Below are 22,579 nucleotides of genomic sequence, written 5' to 3' on the forward strand. Positions count from 1 at the left end.
TCAGACACGCCAGGCGGTCTTAATGGTTATCTTCGTGCGCCATCGACAGGTAGACGATGGTGAGCATCATGAAGATGAATGCTTGCAGCGTGATGATCAGGATGTGGAACACCGCCCACGCCCATTGCAGCACCACACCCAGGCCGCTGAGCCAGAGGATGCCGGTGCCGAACATCACGGCGATCAGGATGAACACCAGCTCGCCGGCATACATGTTGCCGAACAGACGCAGTGCCAGGGAGATCGGTTTGGCGATCAGGGTGACGAATTCCAGCAGGAAGTTCACCGGGATCAGCAGGATCTGCACGAAGATGTTCTTGCTACCGAACGGGTGGAGCGTGAGCTCACCGATGAAGCCGCCGATGCCCTTGACCTTGATGCTGTAGAAGATGATCAGCGCGAACACGCTCAGGGCCATGCCCAGGGTGGCGTTCGGGTCGGTGGTCGATACGGCACGGAACGGAATGTGCGGATCGCCCGAGATCAGGATCGCCAGCTGCGGAATCCAGTCGACCGGTACCAGGTCGATGGCGTTCATCAGGAACACCCAGACGAAGATGGTCAGGGCCAGCGGTGCGATGACCGGGCTACGACCGTGGAACGAGTCCTTCACGCTGCCGTGAACGAAGTCGACCAGTACTTCGACGAAGTTCTGCAGGGCGCCAGGCTGACCGGAGGTCGCCTTCTTGGCCGCCATGCGGAAGATGAACAGGAAGATCAGACCCAGTGCAACGGACCAGCCCAGGGTGTCCAGGTGGAATGCCCAGAAGCCCATTGCCTTGGCTTCGGCAGCCGAATGGGCCAGGCCCCAACTGCCGTCTGGTAGTTGACCGTAGGTCAGGTTCTGCAAGTGGTGCTGGATATAGCCCGAAGCGGTTTCTGCTGCCATGGTTGCCTCAAACGCCCTAAGGTCTCGAAAGTCTTTTATTCATCAGCAGTGGCGCGAACCAGCTGACCGTGAGAGTCAGCAGGAAGACGCCGAATACTGCTAACGGCGCCAGTGGCTTCACTCCTGCAAAGGTCAGTGCGAACAGCACTGCCGTCAAAATCAATTTGCCTGCCTCGCCTGCGTAGAACGACTTGACGATGGCCTGCGCCGCCCGGGCTCCGCTGAAGCGAAAAGCCTTCCAGGCGAAATACACGTTGGGCAGCCAGCCGATCAAGCCTCCACAGAGACCCGAATAACCGCTGACCTTGCCCTGCCACTGCCACAACACCAACGTTGCCAGCAATAACACCCCAAATTGAGCCAGCAGTACCGGGAAAACCGCCCAGCGATGGAAAGGCAGGCGGTTTGGCGTGCGGATTTCCATCAAAACTGCTCCTCGAAAGTCGACTGCCCAGTCAGCTATGACTTGGCATAATTTGTGCCGACAAAATGCGCGCAGAGTATAGGGGTGGATTAACCCCTATTCAACTCTTGGGTAGTGATTTCCGACTGCGCGCTACAACGGGAATTGTTTCAGCGGATGTGAGCAAGTACACCCTGAAGCTCGTCGAGGGAGTTGTAGCGAATGACCAACTGGCCCTTGCCCTTGTCGCCATGGCGAATCTGCACCGAAGAGCCCAGGCGCTCTGCCAGCCGCTGTTCCAGCCGGGCAATATCCGGATCAGGTTTGCTCGATTCCACCGGCTCAGGCTTGCCGTTGAGCCACTGACGCACCAGTGCCTCGGTTTGGCGCACGGTGAGGCCTCGTGCGACAACATGTCGCGCCCCTTCTTCCTGCCTGCTTTCCTCAAGCCCCAGCAATGCGCGCGCATGGCCCATTTCCAGGTCGCCGTGGGCGAGCATGGTCTTGATCGCCTCAGGGAGGCTGATCAGGCGCAGCAGGTTGGCTACGGTGACGCGCGACTTGCCCACGGCATCGGCCACCTGTTGCTGGGTCAGCTCGAACTCCTGCTGCAACCGCTGCAGGGCAAGGGCTTCTTCCAGCGGGTTGAGATCCTCGCGCTGGATGTTCTCGATCAGCGCCATCGCGATGGCTGCTTCGTCAGGCACTTCACGGACCATGGCCGGAATAGTGTCCAGACCAGCCTGCTGGGTGGCGCGCCAGCGACGCTCACCGGCGATGATCTCGTAGCGGCCTTCGCCAATCGGGCGAACCACGATCGGCTGCATCACACCATGATTGCGGATCGAATGCGCCAGCTCTTCCAGCGCCTCCGGGTCCATGTCACGGCGAGGTTGGTACTTGCCACGCTGGATCAGTTCGACCGGCAGGCGCTGCAGTTCCTTCTGGTCGACCGTGACAGCCTGCTCTTCAAGCGCGCTGACGGAAGGACCACTGAGCAGTGCATCCAACCCACGTCCGAGACCGCGTTTCTTGATGGCCATGCGGATTCCTTAAGTTGTTTGTGCAGTGCGGGATTGACGGCGCTGACGGCGCACCAGTTCACCAGCCAGGGCCAGGTAGGCGAGCGCACCACGTGATTGCTTGTCGTAGGCCAGCGCCGGCATACCGAAGCTCGGAGCCTCGGCCAGGCGAATATTGCGCGGAATCACGGTGTCGTAGAGCTGATCGCCGAAATGCTCCTTGAGCTGGGCCGAAACATCGTTGTTCAGGCTCAGGCGCGGGTCGTACATGGTCCTCAGCAGGCCTTCGATCTTCAGCTCCGGGTTCAACCGGGCAGCGATGCGCTTGATGTTATCCACAAGGTCGCTCAGGCCTTCCAGCGCGTAGTACTCGCACTGCATGGGGATAATCACGCCATCGGAAGCGACCAGGGCGTTCAGCGTCAGCATCGACAACGACGGCGGGCAGTCGATGAGGATGTAGTCGTAGTTGTCGCGGATAGGCGCCAGCGCGTTGCGCAGACGGCTCTCCTTCATCTGCATTTCCAGCAGCACCACCTCTGCCGCGGTGAGGTCACGGTTGGCGGGCAACAGCTGGAAGCCGCCGTGCTCGGAGTACTGCATGGCCTGGGCCAGGTCGCATTCCCCGATCAACAGGTCGTACACCGAGTGTTCGAGCTCGTGCTTGTCCACACCGCTGCCCATGGTGGCGTTGCCCTGTGGATCGAGGTCGATCAGCAGCACGCGACGCTTGGTCGCGGCCAGCGATGCGGCGAGATTGATGCAGGTAGTGGTCTTGCCGACACCACCTTTCTGGTTCGCGATTGCGAATACCTTAGCCATTGTTGCGTGTGTTCCCAGTCAAGCCTTGCGGCGCAGTATCAGCAGATGGCGCTGGCCCTGGCAACCTGGAACGGTCAGGGCCTGCTCGCTTTCCACTGTGAAGTCTGCGGGCAATGCTACCAGTTCATCGGCAGGATGCAGCCCCTTCATTGCAAGCCATTGCGTTCGGGCGTCACCCAGGTGGCGGGTCCAGTTGGTGAAATTCTCCATGCTGCTGAAGGCGCGAGAGATGATGCCGCAGAACGGCTGCTCGGGCTGGACCTCTTCCACGCGGCTGTGGATAACCGTCAGGTTGTCGAGTTTCAGCTCCATCTTCACCTGCGTCAGGAAGCGGGTCTTCTTGCCGTTGCTGTCCAGCACCGTCACTTGCTTGTGCGGATGCAGGATAGCCAGCGGGATACCAGGCATGCCGCCGCCGCTGCCGACATCCAGCCAGCGCTGGGTGTCATTGTGGATAAACGGCATGACGCTGAGGCTGTCGAGCAGATGGCGCGACACCATCTCGTCCGGATCGCGCACTGCGGTCAGGTTGTAGGCCTTGTTCCATTTGATCAACAGGGCCAGGTACCCCAGCAGCAGTTGGTGCTGCTGCGCACTCAGCTCAACTCCAAGCTGGCGCGCACCTGTGGACAATTCTTCGGCATGTTGCGGAGTGACCAAGGAACTCAAGCGCTTTGCTCCAATTCGCGGCCAGCGCCGCGTTTTTTCAGGTGAATCAGCAACAGGGAAATTGCCGCCGGGGTAACGCCGGGAATACGCGAAGCCTGGCCGAGGGTTTCCGGACGGGTCTGGCCAAGCTTGCTCTGGATTTCCTTGGACAACCCGGAAATGCCAGCGTAGTCGATATCCACAGGCAGGCGAGTGTCTTCGCTGGCGCGCAGCCTGGCGATCTCGTCCTGCTGGCGATCGATGTAGCCAGCGTACTTGGTCTTGATCTCGACCTGTTCGGCCACCTGTGGATCGATTACATCGCCGCCTGTGGCTTCGATCAGCCCGGCGTAGTCGATCTCGGGGCGCGCCAGCAAGTTGAGCAGGTTGTACTCGTGGGCCAACGGAGTACCGAACTTATCCACAACGGCCTGGCCTTGTGGAGTACCCGGGCGGATCCAGGTGCTCTTCATGCGCTGTTCTTCACGTTCGATACCTTCGCGCTTGGCGGTGAAGGCGGCCCAGCGCTCGTCGTCGACCAACCCCAGTTCGCGGCCTTTCTCGGTCAGACGCAGGTCGGCGTTGTCTTCGCGCAGGATAAGGCGGTATTCGGCACGCGAAGTGAACATGCGGTAAGGCTCCTGGGTACCCAGGGTAATCAGGTCATCGACCAGCACGCCGATGTACGCCTCGTCGCGGCGTGGGCACCAGCTTTCGCGACCCTGCGCGCGCAGCGCGGCGTTGGTACCGGCCAGCAAGCCCTGGGCGCCGGCTTCTTCGTAGCCGGTGGTGCCGTTGATCTGACCTGCGAAGAACAAGCCGCCGATGACCTTGGTCTCGAGGCTGTACTTGAGATCACGCGGATCGAAGTAGTCGTACTCGATGGCATAACCCGGACGCACGATGTGCGCGTTCTCCATGCCACGGATCGAACGAACGATCTGCAGTTGCACATCGAACGGCAGCGAGGTCGAGATGCCGTTGGGATACAGCTCATGGGTGTTCAAGCCTTCCGGCTCGATGAATACCTGATGGCTTTCCTTGTCGGCGAAGCGATGGATCTTGTCCTCGATCGACGGGCAGTAGCGCGGGCCGATGCCTTCGATCACACCGGAATACATCGGTGAACGGTCGAGGTTCGAGGCGATGATCTCGTGGGTACGGGCGTTGGTGTGGGTGATCCAGCAACTGACCTGCCGCGGATGCATCTGGGCATTGCCCATGAACGACATCACCGGAATCGGGGTATCGCCTGGCTGTTCACCCATCACAGAAAAATCTACCGAGCGGCCATCGATACGCGGCGGTGTGCCGGTTTTCAAACGGCCAACACGCAGCGGCAGCTCCCGCAGACGATGAGCCAGGGCAATGGCGGGAGGATCACCCGCGCGGCCACCGGAGTAATTCTGCAGGCCGATGTGGATAAGTCCACCGAGGAAGGTGCCGGTAGTCAGCACCACAGAGTCGGCGAAGAAGCGCAGACCCATCTGTGTCACCACACCCTTGACCTGGTCCTGCTCGACGATCAGGTCATCGCAGGACTGCTGGAATATCCAAAGGTTCGGCTGGTTTTCCAGGATCTCGCGGACTACGGCCTTGTAGATGGCGCGGTCGGCCTGTGCACGGGTGGCGCGTACCGCCGGCCCCTTGCGGTTGTTCAGGATGCGGAACTGGATGCCGCTCTTGTCGGTAGCCAGCGCCATGGCGCCGCCGAGCGCATCGATTTCCTTGACCAGGTGGCTCTTGCCGATGCCACCGATGGCCGGGTTGCAACTCATGTGACCGAGGGTTTCCACGTTATGGGTCAGCAGCAGGGTTTTCACACCCATGCGTGCGGACGCAAGCGCAGCCTCGGTACCGGCATGGCCGCCGCCGATGACGATCACTTCAAAACGGGAAGGGAAATCCACCACGCACCTCGTGCCTGTTTTTGCGAATAGAGAAGGTAAGCCGACAAGTATAGGGACATCACCCGCTCTAGTGAAACCGTCTGAGCAAATTTTGACCAATCTGTGGATGAATGGCGGCAATAGAAATCAAAAAGAAAAATTTATAAAAGCTTTGTTTTTATGTTTATTCTTAGGCGGCTATCCACATGTGGATAAGTGATTTGAGGCCAGTATTCATGATGCCTGTAGAGAATCATAACCCTGTGTCGAAGGTAGGCTGAGGGCTCTGGATAACAGCGTTTAACCTGTGGATTAAAGTTCGTGTTACCCACAGGTGGGTTTGTCCTCAGAAAAAAAGCCTGGTTATCAACGGACCTGAAGGGCAGTTTTCCACAGGGCTCCTGATGATCGTTTTAGCCTGTGGATGAGATTTACATGCGGGTGATCGAATCAAGAGAAGCCCGCTTCCGGGTTTCCGGCAGGCAAAAAAAAGCCGCTCCTCACTGGAGCGGCCTTGGTATTGCCGGGCTGTGCGTTACTTACCGATGCAGAAGCTCGAGAAGATCCTTCCGAGCAGGTCATCCGAGCTGAAGGCACCGGTGATCTCTCCCAGGGCTTGCTGAGCCTGGCGCAGGTCCTCTGCCAGCAACTCACCGGCGCCAGCGAGTGTCAGTTGGGCATGACCATGATCAAGGTGTGCACTGGCCTGGCGCAGCGCATCCAGATGCCGCCTGCGTGCGCTGAAGCTGCTTTCCGCAGTCTGTTCATAACCCATGCAGGCTTTGAGGTGGTCACGCAGCAGATCCAGCCCCGTGGCATCGCCCTTTGCGCTGAGGGTGATCGTCACGTGGCCATCGTCACTCTGCTCGATGCCTGCACGCTCGCCACTTAGGTCGGCCTTGTTGCGAATCAGCGTGACCTTGGCCGGATCCGGCCGTTGATCGAGGAACTCGGGCCACAGTGCGAACGGATCGTTGGCCTCAGGCGCTGTGGAATCCACCACCAGCAGCACCCGGTCAGCTTCGCCAATGGCCTTGAGAGCACGCTCCACACCGATCTTTTCCACGTGATCGTCGGTAGCGCGCAGTCCTGCGGTATCCACCACGTGCAGCGGCATGCCATCGATGTGGATATGTTCGCGCAGAATGTCCCGGGTGGTGCCGGCGATGTCTGTGACGATTGCCGCTTCGCGACCAGCCAACTGGTTGAGCAGGCTGGACTTGCCGGCATTCGGACGGCCGGCGATCACGACGGTCATGCCATCGCGCAGCAGCGCGCCTTGACCAGCCTCGCGCTGCACTGTGGATAACTCGCTCCTGACTGCTTCAAGCATCTTCAGCACGTGACCGTCGGCCAGGAAGTCGATTTCTTCTTCGGGAAAATCGATAGCCGCCTCGACATAGATCCGCAGTGCGATCAATGCCTCGGTCAATGCATGGACACGCTTGGAGAAGGCACCTTGCAGCGAACGCAGGGCATTGCGTGCGGCTTGGGTGGAACTGGCTTCGATCAGATCGGCGATCGCTTCAGCCTGGGCCAGGTCGAGCTTGTCGTTGAGGAACGCTCGCTCGCTGAACTCGCCAGGACGGGCAAGGCGGCAGCCCAATTCGACACAGCGCTGCAGCAGCATGTCGAGCACAACCGGCCCTCCATGCCCCTGCAGTTCCAGAACGTCTTCACCGGTGAACGAGTTGGGGCCAGGGAAGAACAGCGCGATGCCTTCATCCAGGACCAGGCCATCGTCGCCGCGGAAGGGCCCGTAGTGGGCATGGCGCGGGGTCAGTGTACGGCCGGTGATGGCCTGACCGGCCTGGCTCGCCAATGGCCCGGACAAACGGACGATACCGACGCCACCACGGCCCTGGGCGGTGGCGATGGCGGCAATGGTTTCACGCACGGTATTCATGCTCGAAAGCCTCTACGACAAAACGACGGATAGCAAAAACGCCCCACGAGGGGGCGTTTTTATTCACAGGCTAATGGATCGGCCTGTCAAGCAGCAGCTTTTTTGGTTGCTGCTTCGATGCGACGGGTGATGTACCACTGCTGAGTGATCGACAGGCAGTTGTTCACAACCCAGTACAGCACCAGACCAGCCGGGAACCACAGGAAGAAGAAGGTGAAGATGATTGGCATCATTTTCATGACCTTCGCCTGCATCGGATCCGGTGGCGTCGGGTTCAGACGCTGCTGGATGAACATGGTGGCGCCCATGATGATCGGCAGGATGAAGAACGGATCCTTGATCGACAGGTCGGTAATCCACAGCATCCAAGGGGCCTGGCGCATCTCGACGCTTTCCAGCAGTACCCAGTACAAGGCCAGGAACACTGGCATCTGCACCAGGATCGGCAGGCAGCCACCCAGCGGGTTGATCTTCTCTTTCTTGTACAGCTCCATCATCGCCTGGGACATCTTCTGGCGATCATCGCCGAAGCGTTCCTTGAGCTGGGCCAGTTTCGGCGCCACGGCACGCATGCGCGCCATCGAACGGTAGCTGGCAGCCGACAGCGGGAAGAACAGGCCCTTGATGAGCATGGTCAGGACGATGATCGACCAGCCCCAGTTGCCCAGCAGGCTGTGGATATGTTGCAGCAGCCAGAAGATCGGCTGGGCAATGAACCACAGGAAGCCGTAGTCGACGGTCAATTCCAGGCCTGGGGACAATTCCTTGAGCTTGGACTGGATCTTCGGACCGGCATACAACATGGCGCTGGTCTCGACCTTGCCGCCGGCAGGCACGTTCAGCGCCGGGCCGGTGTAGCCGATGATGTAGTTGCCCTGGCTGTCCTTGAAGGTGCGCATCACGTTGTTGTCCGACTTGGCCGGAATCCACGCAGTGACGAAGTAGTGCTGCAGCCAGGCGACCCACCCGCCAGACACATTTTCATTCAGATACGCTTTTTTGCCAGTCTTCTCAGCTTCGTTAGCCTTGTCGATATCCTTCATCGACACCTTTTTGTACGGCTCCGAACTTGTCCACAGGGCTGCGCCTAGGTAAGTCGCAGTGCCGGTAGCGGTACTCGAAGAAGGATCGGAACTAGCATCGCGCTTGAGCTGGGCAAACATGCTGCCGGTCCAGGGCGTGGCGCTCTGGTTGTCGATCAGGTAGCTGACGTTCAGGTCGTACTCACCGCGCTTGAAGCTGAAGCGCTTGATGTAGTTGACACCGTTGTCGCTGTACTTGAGGTCGACCACCAGTTGGTCCTGGCCGTTTGCCAGCTGGTAGCTCTTCTGCTCGGAGGCATACAGCGGGCGACCGGTAGAATGGGCGTCCGGACCGTTGGTCCCGATCAGACCGCTCTGGGCCACGTACAGGCGCTCACCGCCGTTGTCGAAAAGTTGGAAAGCGATGTCAGGATGATCCTGACGACGTGGGTACTTGGGCAGGGTCAGCTGGACGATATCGCCGCCGACCGGGTCGATAGCCAGGTCCAGGACATCGGTTTTTACCCGGATCAGGTCCTTGCTGACTGCGACTGGCGCAATTTCAGCAGAACTTGCATGGGCGTTGACGCTCGGCAGGTCGTCGCTGGCGCCGGTGTTTCCGGCCGCAACGGTGTCCGGCAGGGCCGGTGCAGCGTTGTTGGCCGCCGTGTGCTGAGTCGGCAAGGCTGCCTGACCATAGTCCTGGTTCCACTTGAGGACCAGAACGTAGGACACGATTGCCAGGGCGACGATCAGGATCGTGCGTTTAATATCCATGATTACTCGGCTATCGAAGAAGTTCGGGAGGAAGGAGCAGGCGGGACGGGATCGAAACCGCCATCATTCCACGGATGACAACGACCCAGGCGACGAACGGCAAGCCACCCGCCACGCAAGAGGCCATGGTTTTCTATGGCTTCGTACGCGTAACAGGAGCAACTGGGGTAGAAACGACAGTGACTGGCCATCAGAGGACTAATGGCGTAACGGTAGAACTGGATCGGAACGAGGGCCAGTTTACGCATCGTGACTGTCTACCCGTGCGGAATCGGCAAGTACCGCTGGAGAGGGCCTACTGCGGGCCAGGCGCTTCCAGAGTTTGCCAAAGTGTTGGTGCAATTCTGGGTTTTCTATCTCACCCAACCCCTTGCGCGCGACGATCACGATATCCAGTCCAGCCAGACTTTGCTGGTTAAGACGGAAAGAGTCGCGCATCAGGCGTTTGAGGCGGTTGCGTTGAACGGCGAGCTTGACGCTCTTCTTGCCGATCACCAGGCCGAGGCGTGGATGATCGAGGCCGTTCTCGCGGGCAAGGATGAGCAGGCTTTTCCCTGGAACCTTGCCGGTTGGGGAGTCGAAGACTGCTTTGAAATGCCGGGGTGTAAGCAGTCGCTTATCCCGACTGAAGTCCTGACTCACCACCTGTGCCGAAAAATCAAATTGCCAGACGCTTACGGCCTTTGGCACGACGACGCGACAGAACAGCGCGGCCGTTCTTGGTGGCCATACGGGCACGGAAACCGTGGGTGCGCGCGCGCTTGATGGTGCTTGGTTGGAAAGTACGTTTCATGGCGTGTTACCTGGGTTGTCGACAACGGGCCGGGATGGCCCCCTTTTTAAGAGACCGGCGATTCTAGAGAAAGCAAGGCGATAGGTCAATTTCCAACCAGCATTCCTTGTAGGCGGCCTTTCCTTCTGGCTGGTCGAGAGAGCAGTTGATTCACACCGAACAGATGCTCAACATGAAAAAAAAGAGAGACATATAGAAAGCTTTTCTGAAGAACTTATAGATCTTAAGTGGATAAGTATCTGTGGATAACCTTCTGCAGGCCACAAGCTATCGACTGTACAGAGAATCATAAGTATGTCGGTAACAGGTGCTTTGGCTGTGCCGGAACCGCGGAAAAGCTGTGGATGGAAGCGGTGTTTATCCACAGATGAATTATCCACAGGGTTGAGCCCTGGGTTGTGCATAGGCCTCATGTGCCGTTATCCACAGGGCTTATTTTCGACTTGCAGGGTCGTTTTTGCCGCTAAATGACTGATTTGGCACAGCTCAACACACCACGACATGTGGATAAGTGAATGCTCGCCCGGTACAATGGCGGTTTGTTTTTGCCTCATCCGGCTTTCAACTCAGGGGATATCCGTGTCAGTGGAACTTTGGCAGCAGTGCGTGGAGCTTCTACGCGACGAACTGCCTGCCCAGCAATTCAACACCTGGATCCGTCCGCTACAGGTCGAAGCCGAAGGCGACGAGTTGCGCGTCTATGCGCCTAACCGTTTCGTTCTCGATTGGGTCAATGAAAAGTACCTCGGCCGCCTGCTCGAACTGCTGGGTGAACAAGGCAACGGCCTTGCACCTGCCCTCTCCTTATTAATAGGCAGTCGCCGCAGCTCCGCACCACGGGCGGCACCTAACGCGCCGGTCAGTGCCGCGGTTGCTGCATCGCTGGCCCAGAGCCAGGCCAAGCCGGCCGTCCAGCCGCCGGCGGTTGCCAGCGCACCGGTCACGGCGCCCGAACCTGCGTTGGTCAGTGAGGTGGAGGAATCTGCAGCCTCCCAGGATGGTTTCGACGGGATGGGCGATTCGACGCCTGCGCCTGCGGCGACCGCACGCACCGAGCAACGGACAGTTCAGGTCGAAGGGGCGCTCAAGCACACCAGCTACCTGAACCGAACCTTCACCTTCGAGACCTTCGTGGAGGGTAAGTCCAACCAGCTGGCACGCGCTGCGGCCTGGCAGGTTGCCGACAACCCCAAGCACGGCTACAACCCACTCTTCCTTTATGGAGGCGTGGGCTTGGGTAAGACGCACTTGATGCATGCTGTGGGTAACCACCTGCTGAAGAAGAACCCGAATGCCAAGGTCGTCTACTTGCACTCGGAGCGTTTCGTCGCCGACATGGTCAAGGCGTTGCAGCTGAACGCCATCAACGAATTCAAGCGCTTCTACCGTTCGGTGGACGCGCTGTTGATCGACGATATCCAGTTCTTCGCCCGCAAGGAGCGTTCCCAGGAAGAGTTCTTCCACACCTTCAATGCCCTGCTCGAGGGTGGACAGCAGGTCATTCTCACCAGTGACCGCTACCCTAAAGAGATCGAAGGCCTGGAAGAGCGCCTGAAGTCGCGCTTTGGTTGGGGCCTGACCGTGGCTGTCGAGCCACCGGAACTGGAAACCCGTGTAGCGATCCTGATGAAGAAGGCCGACCAGGCCAAGGTCGAACTGCCGCACGATGCTGCGTTCTTCATCGCCCAGCGCATCCGCTCCAACGTGCGCGAACTGGAAGGCGCATTGAAGCGGGTGATCGCTCACTCGCACTTCATGGGGCGAGACATCACCATCGAGTTGATTCGCGAATCGCTCAAGGATCTGCTGGCACTGCAAGACAAGCTGGTCAGTGTGGATAACATCCAGCGCACGGTCGCCGAGTACTACAAGATCAAGATCTCCGATCTGTTGTCCAAGCGCCGCTCGCGCTCTGTCGCGCGCCCACGGCAGGTGGCCATGGCGTTGTCCAAGGAGCTGACCAACCACAGTCTGCCCGAGATTGGCGACATGTTCGGCGGTCGGGATCACACCACCGTGCTGCACGCATGCCGCAAGATCAACGAATTGAAGGAATCCGACGCGGACATCCGCGAGGACTACAAGAACCTGCTGCGCACGCTGACCACCTGATGGGTGTCGGCGCAGCTCTTTGAAGGCAAGGGACTAGACCATGCATTTCACCATTCAACGCGAAGCCCTGTTGAAACCCCTGCAACTGGTCGCAGGCGTCGTCGAGCGCCGCCAGACCTTGCCGGTCCTGTCCAACGTGCTGCTGGTCGTGCAAGGCCAGCAGTTGTCGTTGACCGGTACCGACCTGGAAGTCGAACTGGTTGGCCGCGTGCAGCTGGAAGAGCCGGCTGAGCCCGGCGAGATCACCGTCCCGGCGCGTAAGCTGATGGACATCTGCAAGAGCTTGCCCAGCGATGTGCTGATCGACATCAAGGTCGATGAGCAGAAGCTGCTGGTCAAGGCTGGCCGCAGCCGTTTCACCCTGTCGACCCTGCCGGCCAACGACTTCCCCACCGTGGAAGAAGGCCCGGGTTCGCTTACCTGCAACCTGGAGCAAAGCAAACTGCGTCGCCTGATCGAGCGCACCAGCTTCGCCATGGCCCAGCAGGACGTTCGCTACTACCTCAACGGCATGCTGCTGGAAGTCTCCACCGACACCCTGCGCGCTGTCGCCACTGACGGTCACCGTCTGGCACTGTGCGCCATGCAGGCACCCATCGGCCAGGCCGAGCGTCACCAGGTCATCGTGCCGCGCAAAGGTATTCTGGAGCTGGCGCGTCTGCTGACCGATCCTGAGGGCATGGTCAGTATTGTCCTGGGCCAGCACCACATTCGTGCGACCACCGGTGAGTTCACCTTTACCTCGAAACTGGTGGACGGCAAGTTCCCGGATTACGAGCGTGTACTGCCCAAGGGTGGTGACAAGCTGGTGATCGGTGATCGCCAGGCGCTGCGTGAAGCCTTCAGCCGTACTGCGATCCTGTCCAACGAGAAGTACCGCGGCATCCGCCTGCAACTGGCCTCCGGCCAGCTGAAGATTCAGGCCAACAACCCCGAGCAGGAAGAGGCTGAAGAAGAGATCAGCGTCGACTACGAAGGCGGTTCGTTGGAGATCGGCTTCAACGTCAGCTATCTGCTGGACGTCCTCGGAGTCATGACCACTGAGCAGGTTCGTCTAATTCTCGCCGACTCCAACAGCAGCGCCCTGCTGCAGGAAGCCGGTAATGACGACTCGTCCTACGTTGTCATGCCGATGCGTCTGTAACCTGTAGCAGGCCAAATGTCCCTTCGACGTCTTTCGGTCACCGCGGTGCGCAATCTGCACCCGGTGACCCTCTCCCCCTCTCCTCGCATCAACATCCTCTACGGCGCCAATGGCAGCGGAAAGACCAGTGTGCTCGAGGCCGTGCACCTTTTGGGGCTGGCTCGCTCATTTCGTAGTACCCGATTGAACCCTGTCATCCAGTACGAACAGCCGACCTGTACTGTGTTCGGCCAGGTTGAAATCACCGATGGTGCGACGAGCAATCTTGGCGTTTCGCGCGAGCGACAAGGGGACTTCACCATTCGCATCGACGGCCAGAATGCGCGCAGTGCAGCACAACTGGCTGAAATGCTGCCGCTGCAGTTGATCAACCCGGACAGCTTCCGCCTGCTCGAAGGTGCTCCCAAGGTGCGCCGTCAGTTCCTGGATTGGGGAGTGTTCCACGTGGAACCTCGATTCATGGCGACCTGGCAGCGCTTGCAGAAGGCCCTGCGGCAGCGGAACTCATGGCTGCGACATGGTACACTTGACGCTGCTTCGCAAGCCGCCTGGGACCGGGAACTGTGTCTCGCCAGCGCGGAAATAGATGAATACCGTCGCAACTATATCAAGGCCTTGAAGCCTGTCTTCGAGCGGACCCTGAGCGAACTGGTCGAGCTGGACGGATTGACCCTTAGCTACTATCGGGGCTGGGACAAGGATCGGGACCTCAGTGAAGTCCTCGCAACCTCTCTCCTTCGCGATCAGCAGATGGGCCATACCCAGGCCGGTCCGCAGCGTGCTGACCTACGCCTGAGATTGGGCGCCAATAACGCGGCCGATATCCTGTCTCGTGGTCAGCAAAAGCTGGTCGTTTGTGCCCTGCGGATTGCCCAAGGGCACCTCGTCAGCCAGGCTCGTCGCGGTCAGTGTATTTATCTGGTGGATGACTTGCCGTCCGAATTGGACGATCAGCATCGCCGCGCGCTGTGTCGCTTGCTTGAAGAATTACACTGCCAGGTTTTTATCACCTGTGTAGATCACGAATTACTGAGGGAAGGCTGGCAGACGGATACGCCAGTTGCTTTGTTCCACGTGGAACAAGGCCGTATCACCCAGACCCACGACCATCGGGAGTGAAGGCATGAGCGAAAATCAAACGTACGACTCCTCCAGCATCAAGGTGCTGAAAGGGCTGGATGCCGTGCGCAAGCGTCCCGGCATGTACATTGGCGACACCGATGATGGTAGCGGCCTGCACCACATGGTCTTCGAAGTGGTCGACAACTCGATCGACGAAGCGCTCGCCGGTCATTGCGATGACATTACGGTCATCATCCATCCGGACGAATCCATCAGTGTTCGCGACAACGGTCGTGGCATTCCCGTCGACGTGCATAAAGAGGAAGGCGTTTCCGCCGCCGAGGTCATCATGACCGTACTGCACGCCGGCGGTAAGTTCGATGACAACTCCTACAAGGTTTCCGGCGGTCTGCACGGTGTAGGTGTTTCGGTGGTGAACGCCCTCTCCGAGAAGCTGGTCCTGACCGTTCGCCGTAGTGGAAAGATCTGGGAACAGACCTACGTCCACGGTGTGCCGCAAGCTCCGATGGCAGTAGTCGGCGAAAGTGAAACCACCGGTACCCACATCCACTTCAAGCCTTCGGCGGAGACCTTCAAGAATATTCACTTCAGCTGGGACATCCTGGCCAAGCGAATTCGTGAGCTGTCGTTCCTCAACTCGGGCGTCGGTATCCTGCTGAAGGACGAGCGCTCCGGCAAGGAAGAGTTCTTCAAATACGAAGGTGGCCTGCGCGCTTTCGTTGAATACCTGAACACCAACAAGACCCCGGTGAACTCCCAGGTCTTCCACTTCAACGTCCAACGTGACGATGGCGTGGGTGTCGAAGTTGCCCTGCAATGGAACGACAGCTTCAACGAAAACCTGCTGTGCTTCACCAACAACATTCCGCAGCGCGACGGCGGTACTCACTTGGTGGGCTTCCGTTCCTCGCTGACCCGCAGCCTGAACAGCTACATTGAGCAGGAAGGCCTGGCCAAGAAGAACAAGGTCGCGACCACAGGTGACGATGCCCGTGAAGGCCTGACCGCAATTATCTCGGTGAAGGTGCCGGATCCGAAGTTCAGCTCGCAGACCAAGGACAAGCTGGTTTCCTCGGAGGTGAAGACCGCCGTGGAACAGGAGATGAACAAGTACTTCGCCGACTTCCTGTTGGAAAACCCCAACGAAGCCAAGGCGGTCGTTGGCAAGATGATCGATGCGGCGCGTGCCCGTGAAGCAGCGCGCAAGGCGCGGGAAATGACCCGCCGCAAAGGTGCGCTGGATATTGCTGGTCTGCCGGGCAAGCTTGCCGACTGCCAGGAAAAGGACCCAGCCCTGTCCGAACTGTACCTGGTGGAGGGTGACTCCGCAGGTGGTTCGGCCAAGCAAGGTCGTAACCGCCGCACCCAGGCAATCTTGCCGTTGAAAGGCAAGATCCTCAACGTCGAGAAGGCCCGCTTCGACAAGATGATCTCGTCCCAGGAAGTCGGCACGCTGATTACCGCCTTGGGCTGCGGCATCGGCCGTGAAGAGTACAACATCGACAAGCTGCGCTATCACAACATCATCATCATGACCGATGCTGACGTTGACGGTTCGCACATCCGTACCCTGCTGTTGACCTTCTTCTTCCGTCAGCTGCCGGAGCTGGTCGAGCGCGGTTACATCTACATTGCCCAGCCGCCCCTGTACAAGGTGAAAAAGGGTAAGCAGGAGCAGTACATCAAGGACGACGAGGCCATGGAAGAGTACATGACCCAGTCGGCCCTGGAAGATGCCAGCCTGCACCTCGACGAATCGGCGCCAGCCGTTTCGGGTGTTCAACTCGAGTCACTGGTCAACGAGTTCCGCGGAGTGATGAAGACGCTCAAGCGTCTGTCGCGCCTGTACCCGGAAGAGCTGACTGAGCACTTCATCTACCTGCCGGAAGTCACTCAGGCGCAGTTGGCCGATCACGCGACCATGCAAGCCTGGTTGGGCAAATTCCAGGAGCGCTTGAACAACAGCCAGAAGTCCGGTCTGACCTACCAGGCCAGCCTGCGCGAAGACAAGGAACGCAACATCTGGCTGCCGGAAGTCGAAGTTACCTCCCACGGTCTGGCCAGCTACGTGACCTTCAACCGCGAGTTCTTCGGCAGCAACGACTATCATTCGGTAGTCGTGCTGGGCGCCAAGTTGGCGACTTTGCTTGGCGAGGGTGCCTATGTTCAGCGTGGTGAGCGTCGCAAGGCAGTCACCGAGTTCAAAGAGGCCCTCGATTGGCTGATGAACGAAACCACCAAGCGCCACACCATCCAGCGATACAAAGGGCTGGGTGAGATGAACCCGGATCAGCTGTGGGAAACCACCATGGACCCGACCGTGCGCCGCATGCTCAAGGTCACCATCGAGGATGCGATCGCAGCCGACCAGCTGTTCAACACCTTGATGGGTGACGCGGTGGAACCTCGTCGTGACTTCATCGAAAGCAACGCGTTGTCGGTGTCCAATCTGGACTTCTGATTAAGCGCTTCAGCTACGAAAAAGCCAAGGCCTGTCGCCTTGGCTTTTTCTTTTTCAGAGGCGAGAAACACAAATGTTCCACGTGAAACACTGTTCGAATGGCGTCAGGCTTCAAGGTCCTTGAGCCTTCGGTACAAGGTGCGTTCACTCATCCCCAGCTGTTTGGCCAGCTCGCGTCGCGACCCCTGGAAGCTGTCCAGCGCTTGCGCCAGCGCCCTCAATTCGTGCAACTCGCGTGACTGCTGTCTCGCCGGTGAATCAGCCCCAGTGTCTTCGAGCAGATGCTCACTGCGAATCAAACCATCATCGGCGAACAACCAGGCCCGCTCCAGCATGTTACGCAGCTCACGAATATTTCCAGGAAACGGATGCAGGTTGAGGCGCTCGAGTGCGTCATGGCTGATTCGAGGTGCGCCGTTGCCCGCGATGCGCTGCAACAGACTCTCAATCAGCAGCGGCAAGTCTTCGACTCGCTCACGCAGTGCCGGCAGACGAATCGGAAATCCGCTGATGCGGTAATACAGGTCTTCACGGAAGGCGCCCTGCGCGACCATTGCCTTGAGCGGCTTGTGTGTCGCCGACACCAGGCGGAAATCCGAGTGTACGGTGCGCAGGCTGCCCACCGGGCGAAAACTACCGGTCTCGATCAAGCGCAGCAGTTTGACCTGCATCGCCAGCGGCACTTCACCGATCTCGTCCAGGAACAGGGTGCCGCCATGCGCCGCCTCGGCCAGACCGACCTTGCGTTGGGTCGCGCCGGTGAACGCGCCTTTCTCGTAACCAAACAGCTCACTCTCGAACAGCGACTCGGTGAGACCGGTGCAATCGACGACCACCAGCGGGCCGTTGGCGCGTGGGCTACCCAGGTGCAGGGCGCGGGCGAACAGCTCCTTGCCCGTTCCTGACTCACCTTGGAGCAGCACCGGAATTTGAGCCGGAGCGGCCCGTCGAAGGCTGGCGAGTGCTGACTTGAAAGCCGGAGACTGCCCGACCAGCCCCTGCTGCTGAGGTTGTGCGGAGGCCAGGGTGATGCTGGTCAGCCGTTCGACGAATGCCACCACCCTGCCCTGCTCGTCGAGGATCGGGCGCAGTTCGACGTCCACATGCTCCGGTCCGCGCGGGGTGTGATGAATGTGCAGCACGCGCTCCGGAACCTTGCTGTCCCATGCCTTGCGCAGCGGACAATGCTCCCCTGCCTGATCACAGGGCACGGCGTAATGGTGCGAAACCCTGTGGCACTTCTCCCCCAGGGGGGCGCGATCCTGTGTGGCGAACTGGCGTCGATACGCCGCGTTGGCGGCAAGAATGTTGTAGTCGGTATCGAGCACGATGGCGGGCAGCACATCGTGTTCGAGGTAGGACACCAGCGCGAGGATGGCAGGATGGTTTGCAGCGGGAAGCTCGGACATGGGGGCACCGGCAAAAACTACCCGGCGAGGTTAACAAGGACTGCCAATCACTGCCAGCAGCTGTCAGATGACTGCCAATCTTCCTGGCAGTCTTTAACTATTGTGTTGGTACAACGCCCGCAAATGCGGGACTTATCCGCCAGAAATAGCCTGGCATGCATCTTGATAAAGCGTATGTTCCTGCCGATGCCTCTGTTCAAGCTGCGGCAGCGTTATGGAGACTGTGATGATCATTGGCAACAACCTTCATGTGGAAGCCCTGTTCGACCCGGCGACTTCGACCATCAGCTACCTGCTCATGGACCGTGAAACACGGCACTGCGCATTGATCGACAGCGTGCTGGATTACGATCCGAAGTCAGGCCGTACCAGCCACGCATCTGCCGACAGGTTGATCTCACAGGTCGAGGCGTTGGGCGCCAAGGTGCAGTGGATTCTTGAAACCCACGTGCATGCGGACCACCTTTCGGCAGCGGCCTACCTCAAGCAACGGCTGGGCGGCCAGATTGCCATTGGCGCCCACATCACCCAGGTACAGAAAACCTTCGGTTCGCTGTTCAACGCCGAGCCTGGTTTTGCCCGTGACGGTAGCCAGTTCGACGTGTTGTTCGAGGATGAGGAAGGGTTTCGCATCGGCAACCTGCATGCCCGAGCCCTGCACACGCCCGGGCACACCCCCGCGTGCATGAGCTACATGATCGAGGATGCGGGCGAGACTGCCGTGTTTGTCGGCGACACGCTGTTCATGCCTGACTACGGCACTGCCCGTTGCGATTTTCCCGGCGCCAGCGCCCGCACACTGTATCGCTCGATCCGTCGCTTGCTGGCCTTCCCTGACCAGACCCATTTGTTCATGTGCCATGACTACCTCCCCGGTGGCCGCGAACTGCGTTACGTGACCACGGTTGCCGAGCAGCGCGCCAGCAACATCCACATTCACCAGGGCATCAGTGAAGACAGCTTTGTCGAGATGCGCGAAGCCCGAGACAAGACCCTCGACATGCCGGTGCTGATCCTGCCGTCGGTGCAGGTCAACATGCGCAGCGGCCAGTTGCCCGAGCCGGAAGAAAACGGCGTGCGCTACCTGAAGATCCCGCTGAACCTGTTCTGAGCCATTCGGCTCTCTGACCAATATTCAAAGGAAATACCATGTCTGCCTTGCTGTCCCCTGCCGTTGCGCCCGGTACCGAACACCACAAGGTGTTGATCGTGGGCGCCGGAGCCGCCGGTATCGCAACAGCGTCGAGCCTGATCAAACGCGATCCGTCGCTGGACATCGTCCTGATCGATCCATCAGAGGTTCATTACTACCAGCCTGGCTGGACCATGGTGGGGGCCGGTGTGTTCGCTGCGTCGTCCACCGCTCGAACCACGGCGGCAACCCTGCCACGGGGTGTGCAGTGGATAAAGGCACGCGTGGTGGGCTTCGATCCACAGGCGCAAACGGTCATGCTGGAGGATGGGCGAGCCGTCAGTTACGAACAATTGGTGGTCTGCCCTGGCCTCAAACTCGACTGGGCGGCCATCGACGGCCTGGAGGAGACCCTCGGGCGCAACGGTGTGACCTCCAACTACCGCTACGACCTGGCCCCCTACACCTGGGAGCTGGTGCAGACGCTCAAGCAGGGCCGCGCGCTGTTCAGCCAACCGCCGATGCCGATCAAGTGTGCCGGTGCCCCACAGAAGGCCTTGTACCTGTCCTGTGATCACTGGCTGCGCGCGGGCCGGCTGGGCGCCATCAAGCCCGCGTTCTTCAACGCCGGGGCTGTGCTGTTTGGTGTTGCCGACTACGTGCCAGCACTGATGAGCTACATCGACAAGTACGGTGTCGACCTCAACTACGGCCAGCGCCTGGTGGCGGTCGATGGCCCGAATCAACAGGCGACCTTCGTGCGAACCCTCGCCGACGGCGGCAGCGAAACGTGTACCGAAGCGTTCGACATGCTGCACGTGGTGCCCCCTCAGGTCGCTCCGGATTTCATCCGGCAAAGCCCATTGGCTGATGCTTCCGGATGGGTGGATGTCGATCCGCACAGCTTGCGTCACCGCCAGTTCGCCAACGTTCATGCCCTGGGTGACGTGATCAACACCAGCAATGCCAAGACCGCAGCGGCAGCACGCAAGCAGGCACCGGTGGTCGCCAATAATGTGCTGGTGGCGCTTGGGCGCTTGCCGACACCGGTCGCCTACGACGGCTATGGCTCCTGCCCGTTGACCGTGGAACGCGGCAAGATCGTGCTGGCCGAGTTCACCTATGGCGGCAAGCTGGCACCGAGTTTTCCACGTTGGTTGCTCGATGGACGCAAGCCTACACGGTTGGCCTGGCTGCTCAAGGCACGGGTGCTGCCGCCGCTTTACTGGCAGGCGATGCTCAAGGGCCGGGAATGGTTGGCCCGGCCTCAGCCGTTAGCCGCTGAGACGTCGAAGTGATCGAGCATCAGTTTCTCGGCGCCGGGTTGGGCGCGATCATTGGTGCGGTGCTGGCGCTGACCGGGGCTGGAGGTGGGATCCTGGCGGTGCCGCTTCTGGTATTCGGCCTGGGGCTGTCGATGGTCGAGGCGGCGCCGATCGGTTTGCTGGCGGTCGGCCTGGCGGCTGCCGTGGGCGCCGGGTTGGGCCTGCGGCAAGGGCTAGTGCGTTATCGCGCAGCGTTGTTCATTGCGGCAATCGGTATCGTCTGTGCGCCTTTCGGCCTGATGCTGGCGCACCGTTTACCGAATACACCGCTGGCGTTGATCTTCGCCTGCGTGCTGGTGTATGCCTGCCTGCGCATCTGGCGCAAGGCGGCGCGTGAGCTGCGCGGCGAATCGCCATGCGGTGAGCGACAGATCATGCCTTGCGTGCTCAACCCCTTGCAGGGGCGCCTGCGCTGGACCCTCCCCTGTGCCCGCGCCCTGGCGTTCACCGGCATGTTGTCCGGGCTGCTGTCCGGCCTACTGGGCGTCGGTGGCGGATTCGTCATCATCCCGGCCTTGAACCGCTATACCAACCTGGACATGAAAAGCATCGTTGCCACTTCGCTGGCGGTGATCGCGTTGGTGTCCACCGGCAGTGTGGTGAGTGCGAGCCTGGGCGGGGTGATGCACTGGCAGGTTGGTGCGCCGTTCGCCTTCGGCGCGGTGCTCGGGTTGCTGGCAACTCGCCCGCTGGCCGGCAAGCTGGCAGGGCCGCGTCTGCAGCAACTGTTCGTGGTGGTGGGGATCGGGGCCGCGCTCTCGCTGGCGGCCAAGGCGCTACTCGGCTAGCAACTCGTGCTGCTGTTCGGCACAGAGCTTGAGCAGGTAGTCCCAGACCACCCGCAGGCGTACCGACTTGTGCAACTCGCGACGTGTGCAGATCCAGTAGCTGCGCTGAATGGTCTCGCTGGGCAGCACGCGCACCAGGCCTGGGTCGTGGCGACCCATGTAGTTGGGCAACACGGCGATGCCCAGGCCGGCGCGCGCGGCCTGCTGCTGGGCGATCACGCTGGTGCTGCGGAATATCACGTTCGGCGCGCGGCAGAAGCTGTTGAGGAACAACAGTTCCTGGCTGAAGATCAGGTCGTCCACGTAACCGATCCAATTGTGCCGGGCCAGGTCATCGCGGTTGCGCAGCGGCGGTGCCTGGTCGAGATAGTCCTGGCTGGCGTAGAGGGCCAGGCGGTAGTCGGTGAGCTTGCGGGTGATCAGCAGGTCGGCATTGGGGCGTTCCAGGTGAATGCTGATTTCGGCTTCGCGGTTGAGAATGCTGACGAAGCGCGGCACCGCCACCAGTTCGACTTCAAGCCCCGGATAGCGCTCGAACAGGGCCCCCAGGCGCGGGGTGAAGAACATGATACCGATGCCTTCGGTAACGCCCAGGCGTATCTTGCCCAGTGGCGTGATGGCCTGGGTGATTTCCTCCTGCGCCAGCAGGGCGACGTTTTCCATGGCCTCGGCATGCTTGAGCAGTGCCTGGCCCGAGGGTGTGAGCTCGTACCCTTGGGCATGCTGGACGAACAGCGCGGTGCCCAGGCTTTTCTCGATATTCTCGATATGGCGGGCAACGGTGCTGTGGGTGGTATTGAGGCGCTTGGCCGCTGTGAGCAGGCGGCCGCTGCGCTGCAACTCGAGGAAAAACCGCAGATCGTTCCAGTCGAACATGCTGATCCTTTCGGTTGTTCTGGCGGCCTGTTCGCGGGCAAGCCCGTTCCCACAGGCGGCGGATAAAGACTTATCGTT

General features: G+C 59.9%; 20 protein-coding genes. 7 read left to right on the forward strand and 13 right to left on the reverse strand.

Annotated elements, in window-relative coordinates:
• Positions 1 to 19: 19 nt before the first annotated feature.
• The 11 genes from atpB to rpmH form a co-directional block, all read right to left on the reverse strand.
• Complete coding sequence (atpB, locus tag IAE40_RS14970) at positions 20 to 889, reverse strand: F0F1 ATP synthase subunit A (RefSeq protein WP_054893009.1); 870 nt, start codon at positions 887 to 889, stop codon at positions 20 to 22.
• 16 nt (positions 890 to 905) lie between these two features.
• The gene (locus IAE40_RS14975; protein ID WP_054893010.1) at positions 906 to 1,313 is read right to left on the reverse strand and encodes a F0F1 ATP synthase subunit I; all 408 of its coding nucleotides are present in this window, start codon (positions 1,311 to 1,313) and stop codon (positions 906 to 908) included.
• A gap of 149 nt (positions 1,314 to 1,462) precedes the next feature.
• On the reverse strand, positions 1,463 to 2,335 hold the full coding sequence (locus tag IAE40_RS14980) for a ParB/RepB/Spo0J family partition protein (RefSeq protein WP_054893011.1): 873 nt from the start codon (positions 2,333 to 2,335) through the stop codon (positions 1,463 to 1,465).
• Positions 2,336 to 2,344: 9 nt separating this feature from the next.
• On the reverse strand, positions 2,345 to 3,136 hold the full coding sequence (locus IAE40_RS14985; RefSeq protein WP_063541904.1) for a ParA family protein: 792 nt from the start codon (positions 3,134 to 3,136) through the stop codon (positions 2,345 to 2,347).
• Between the two features lie 18 nt (positions 3,137 to 3,154).
• A complete protein-coding gene (gene rsmG / locus IAE40_RS14990; protein ID WP_197891757.1) occupies positions 3,155 to 3,805 on the reverse strand; it encodes a 16S rRNA (guanine(527)-N(7))-methyltransferase RsmG in 651 nt (216 codons plus the stop codon).
• Entirely contained in the window at positions 3,802 to 5,694 is a 1,893-nt protein-coding gene (gene mnmG / locus IAE40_RS14995) for a tRNA uridine-5-carboxymethylaminomethyl(34) synthesis enzyme MnmG (protein WP_065864648.1), read from the reverse strand. Before mnmG ends, rsmG begins: the two co-directional genes overlap by 4 nt.
• A gap of 514 nt (positions 5,695 to 6,208) precedes the next feature.
• A complete protein-coding gene (gene mnmE / locus IAE40_RS15000) occupies positions 6,209 to 7,579 on the reverse strand; it encodes a tRNA uridine-5-carboxymethylaminomethyl(34) synthesis GTPase MnmE (RefSeq protein ID WP_112899514.1) in 1,371 nt (456 codons plus the stop codon).
• An 86-nt stretch (positions 7,580 to 7,665) separates the two neighbouring features.
• A complete protein-coding gene (yidC, locus tag IAE40_RS15005) occupies positions 7,666 to 9,378 on the reverse strand; it encodes a membrane protein insertase YidC (RefSeq protein WP_125931090.1) in 1,713 nt (570 codons plus the stop codon).
• Between the two features lie 2 nt (positions 9,379 to 9,380).
• Entirely contained in the window at positions 9,381 to 9,626 is a 246-nt protein-coding gene (gene yidD, locus IAE40_RS15010) for a membrane protein insertion efficiency factor YidD (RefSeq protein ID WP_011536514.1), read from the reverse strand.
• Positions 9,619 to 10,023, reverse strand: a complete 405-nt coding sequence (rnpA, locus tag IAE40_RS15015) for a ribonuclease P protein component (RefSeq protein WP_082420920.1) — start codon at positions 10,021 to 10,023, stop codon at positions 9,619 to 9,621. The genes yidD and rnpA overlap by 8 nt, the downstream gene beginning before the upstream one ends.
• Positions 10,024 to 10,036: 13 nt before the next feature.
• Positions 10,037 to 10,171: a 50S ribosomal protein L34 gene (rpmH, locus tag IAE40_RS15020; RefSeq protein ID WP_003253163.1), complete on the reverse strand. Its 135-nt coding sequence runs from the start codon at positions 10,169 to 10,171 to the stop codon at positions 10,037 to 10,039.
• 579 nt (positions 10,172 to 10,750) lie between these two features.
• Between rpmH and dnaA the strand changes: the two genes are divergently transcribed.
• Genes dnaA through gyrB form a run of 4 tightly spaced genes read left to right on the forward strand, consistent with a single transcriptional unit; the run spans position 10,751 to position 16,971 of the window.
• On the forward strand, positions 10,751 to 12,283 hold the full coding sequence (gene dnaA, locus IAE40_RS15025; protein WP_054893017.1) for a chromosomal replication initiator protein DnaA: 1,533 nt from the start codon (positions 10,751 to 10,753) through the stop codon (positions 12,281 to 12,283).
• A gap of 40 nt (positions 12,284 to 12,323) precedes the next feature.
• Entirely contained in the window at positions 12,324 to 13,427 is a 1,104-nt protein-coding gene (gene dnaN / locus IAE40_RS15030; protein ID WP_200603459.1) for a DNA polymerase III subunit beta, read from the forward strand.
• A gap of 15 nt (positions 13,428 to 13,442) precedes the next feature.
• On the forward strand, positions 13,443 to 14,546 hold the full coding sequence (gene recF / locus IAE40_RS15035) for a DNA replication/repair protein RecF (RefSeq protein ID WP_200603460.1): 1,104 nt from the start codon (positions 13,443 to 13,445) through the stop codon (positions 14,544 to 14,546).
• Positions 14,547 to 14,550: 4 nt separating this feature from the next.
• A complete protein-coding gene (gyrB, locus tag IAE40_RS15040; protein WP_200603461.1) occupies positions 14,551 to 16,971 on the forward strand; it encodes a DNA topoisomerase (ATP-hydrolyzing) subunit B in 2,421 nt (806 codons plus the stop codon).
• Between the two features lie 104 nt (positions 16,972 to 17,075).
• Here the strand turns inward: gyrB and IAE40_RS15045 are convergent, their stop codons facing one another.
• On the reverse strand, positions 17,076 to 18,380 hold the full coding sequence (locus IAE40_RS15045) for a sigma-54 interaction domain-containing protein (RefSeq protein ID WP_200603462.1): 1,305 nt from the start codon (positions 18,378 to 18,380) through the stop codon (positions 17,076 to 17,078).
• A gap of 226 nt (positions 18,381 to 18,606) precedes the next feature.
• Here IAE40_RS15045 and IAE40_RS15050 point away from each other — a divergent pair, with 226 nt between their 5' ends.
• Genes IAE40_RS15050 through IAE40_RS15060 form a run of 3 tightly spaced genes read left to right on the forward strand, consistent with a single transcriptional unit; the run spans position 18,607 to position 21,625 of the window.
• Positions 18,607 to 19,491, forward strand: coding sequence for an MBL fold metallo-hydrolase (locus IAE40_RS15050; RefSeq protein ID WP_200603463.1), 885 nt, complete (start codon positions 18,607 to 18,609; stop codon positions 19,489 to 19,491).
• A gap of 38 nt (positions 19,492 to 19,529) precedes the next feature.
• Positions 19,530 to 20,810: an NAD(P)/FAD-dependent oxidoreductase gene (locus tag IAE40_RS15055; RefSeq protein WP_200603464.1), complete on the forward strand. Its 1,281-nt coding sequence runs from the start codon at positions 19,530 to 19,532 to the stop codon at positions 20,808 to 20,810.
• On the forward strand, positions 20,807 to 21,625 hold the full coding sequence (locus IAE40_RS15060) for a sulfite exporter TauE/SafE family protein (RefSeq protein WP_200603465.1): 819 nt from the start codon (positions 20,807 to 20,809) through the stop codon (positions 21,623 to 21,625). Before IAE40_RS15055 ends, IAE40_RS15060 begins: the two co-directional genes overlap by 4 nt.
• On the opposite strand, the gene IAE40_RS15065 is transcribed toward IAE40_RS15060, so the two are convergent.
• Positions 21,614 to 22,501, reverse strand: a complete 888-nt coding sequence (locus tag IAE40_RS15065) for a LysR family transcriptional regulator (RefSeq protein ID WP_200603466.1) — start codon at positions 22,499 to 22,501, stop codon at positions 21,614 to 21,616. The genes IAE40_RS15060 and IAE40_RS15065 overlap by 12 nt on opposite strands.
• Positions 22,502 to 22,579: the final 78 nt, after the last annotated feature.

Origin of the sequence: Pseudomonas sp. S44 (assembly GCF_016624805.1) — a bacterium.
GTDB lineage: Bacteria > Pseudomonadota > Gammaproteobacteria > Pseudomonadales > Pseudomonadaceae > Aquipseudomonas > Aquipseudomonas machongensis.

Bases quoted from the DNA above. Each gene is read 5' to 3' on its own strand.
- IAE40_RS14975 (WP_054893010.1), bottom strand. From the start codon at position 1,313: ATGGAAATCCGCACGCCAAACCGCCTGCCTTTCCATCGCTGGGCGGTT.
- recF (WP_200603460.1), top strand. From the start codon at position 13,443: ATGTCCCTTCGACGTCTTTCGGTCACCGCGGTGCGCAATCTGCACCCG.
- rpmH (WP_003253163.1), bottom strand. From the start codon at position 10,171: ATGAAACGTACTTTCCAACCAAGCACCATCAAGCGCGCGCGCACCCAC.
- dnaN (WP_200603459.1), top strand. From the start codon at position 12,324: ATGCATTTCACCATTCAACGCGAAGCCCTGTTGAAACCCCTGCAACTG.
- gyrB (WP_200603461.1), top strand. From the start codon at position 14,551: ATGAGCGAAAATCAAACGTACGACTCCTCCAGCATCAAGGTGCTGAAA.
- IAE40_RS14985 (WP_063541904.1), bottom strand. From the start codon at position 3,136: ATGGCTAAGGTATTCGCAATCGCGAACCAGAAAGGTGGTGTCGGCAAG.
- IAE40_RS14980 (WP_054893011.1), bottom strand. From the start codon at position 2,335: ATGGCCATCAAGAAACGCGGTCTCGGACGTGGGTTGGATGCACTGCTC.
- yidD (WP_011536514.1), bottom strand. From the start codon at position 9,626: ATGCGTAAACTGGCCCTCGTTCCGATCCAGTTCTACCGTTACGCCATT.
- atpB (WP_054893009.1), bottom strand. From the start codon at position 889: ATGGCAGCAGAAACCGCTTCGGGCTATATCCAGCACCACTTGCAGAAC.
- IAE40_RS15050 (WP_200603463.1), top strand. From the start codon at position 18,607: ATGATCATTGGCAACAACCTTCATGTGGAAGCCCTGTTCGACCCGGCG.
- yidC (WP_125931090.1), bottom strand. From the start codon at position 9,378: ATGGATATTAAACGCACGATCCTGATCGTCGCCCTGGCAATCGTGTCC.
- IAE40_RS15055 (WP_200603464.1), top strand. From the start codon at position 19,530: ATGTCTGCCTTGCTGTCCCCTGCCGTTGCGCCCGGTACCGAACACCAC.
- IAE40_RS15045 (WP_200603462.1), bottom strand. From the start codon at position 18,380: ATGTCCGAGCTTCCCGCTGCAAACCATCCTGCCATCCTCGCGCTGGTG.
- IAE40_RS15065 (WP_200603466.1), bottom strand. From the start codon at position 22,501: ATGTTCGACTGGAACGATCTGCGGTTTTTCCTCGAGTTGCAGCGCAGC.
- mnmE (WP_112899514.1), bottom strand. From the start codon at position 7,579: ATGAATACCGTGCGTGAAACCATTGCCGCCATCGCCACCGCCCAGGGC.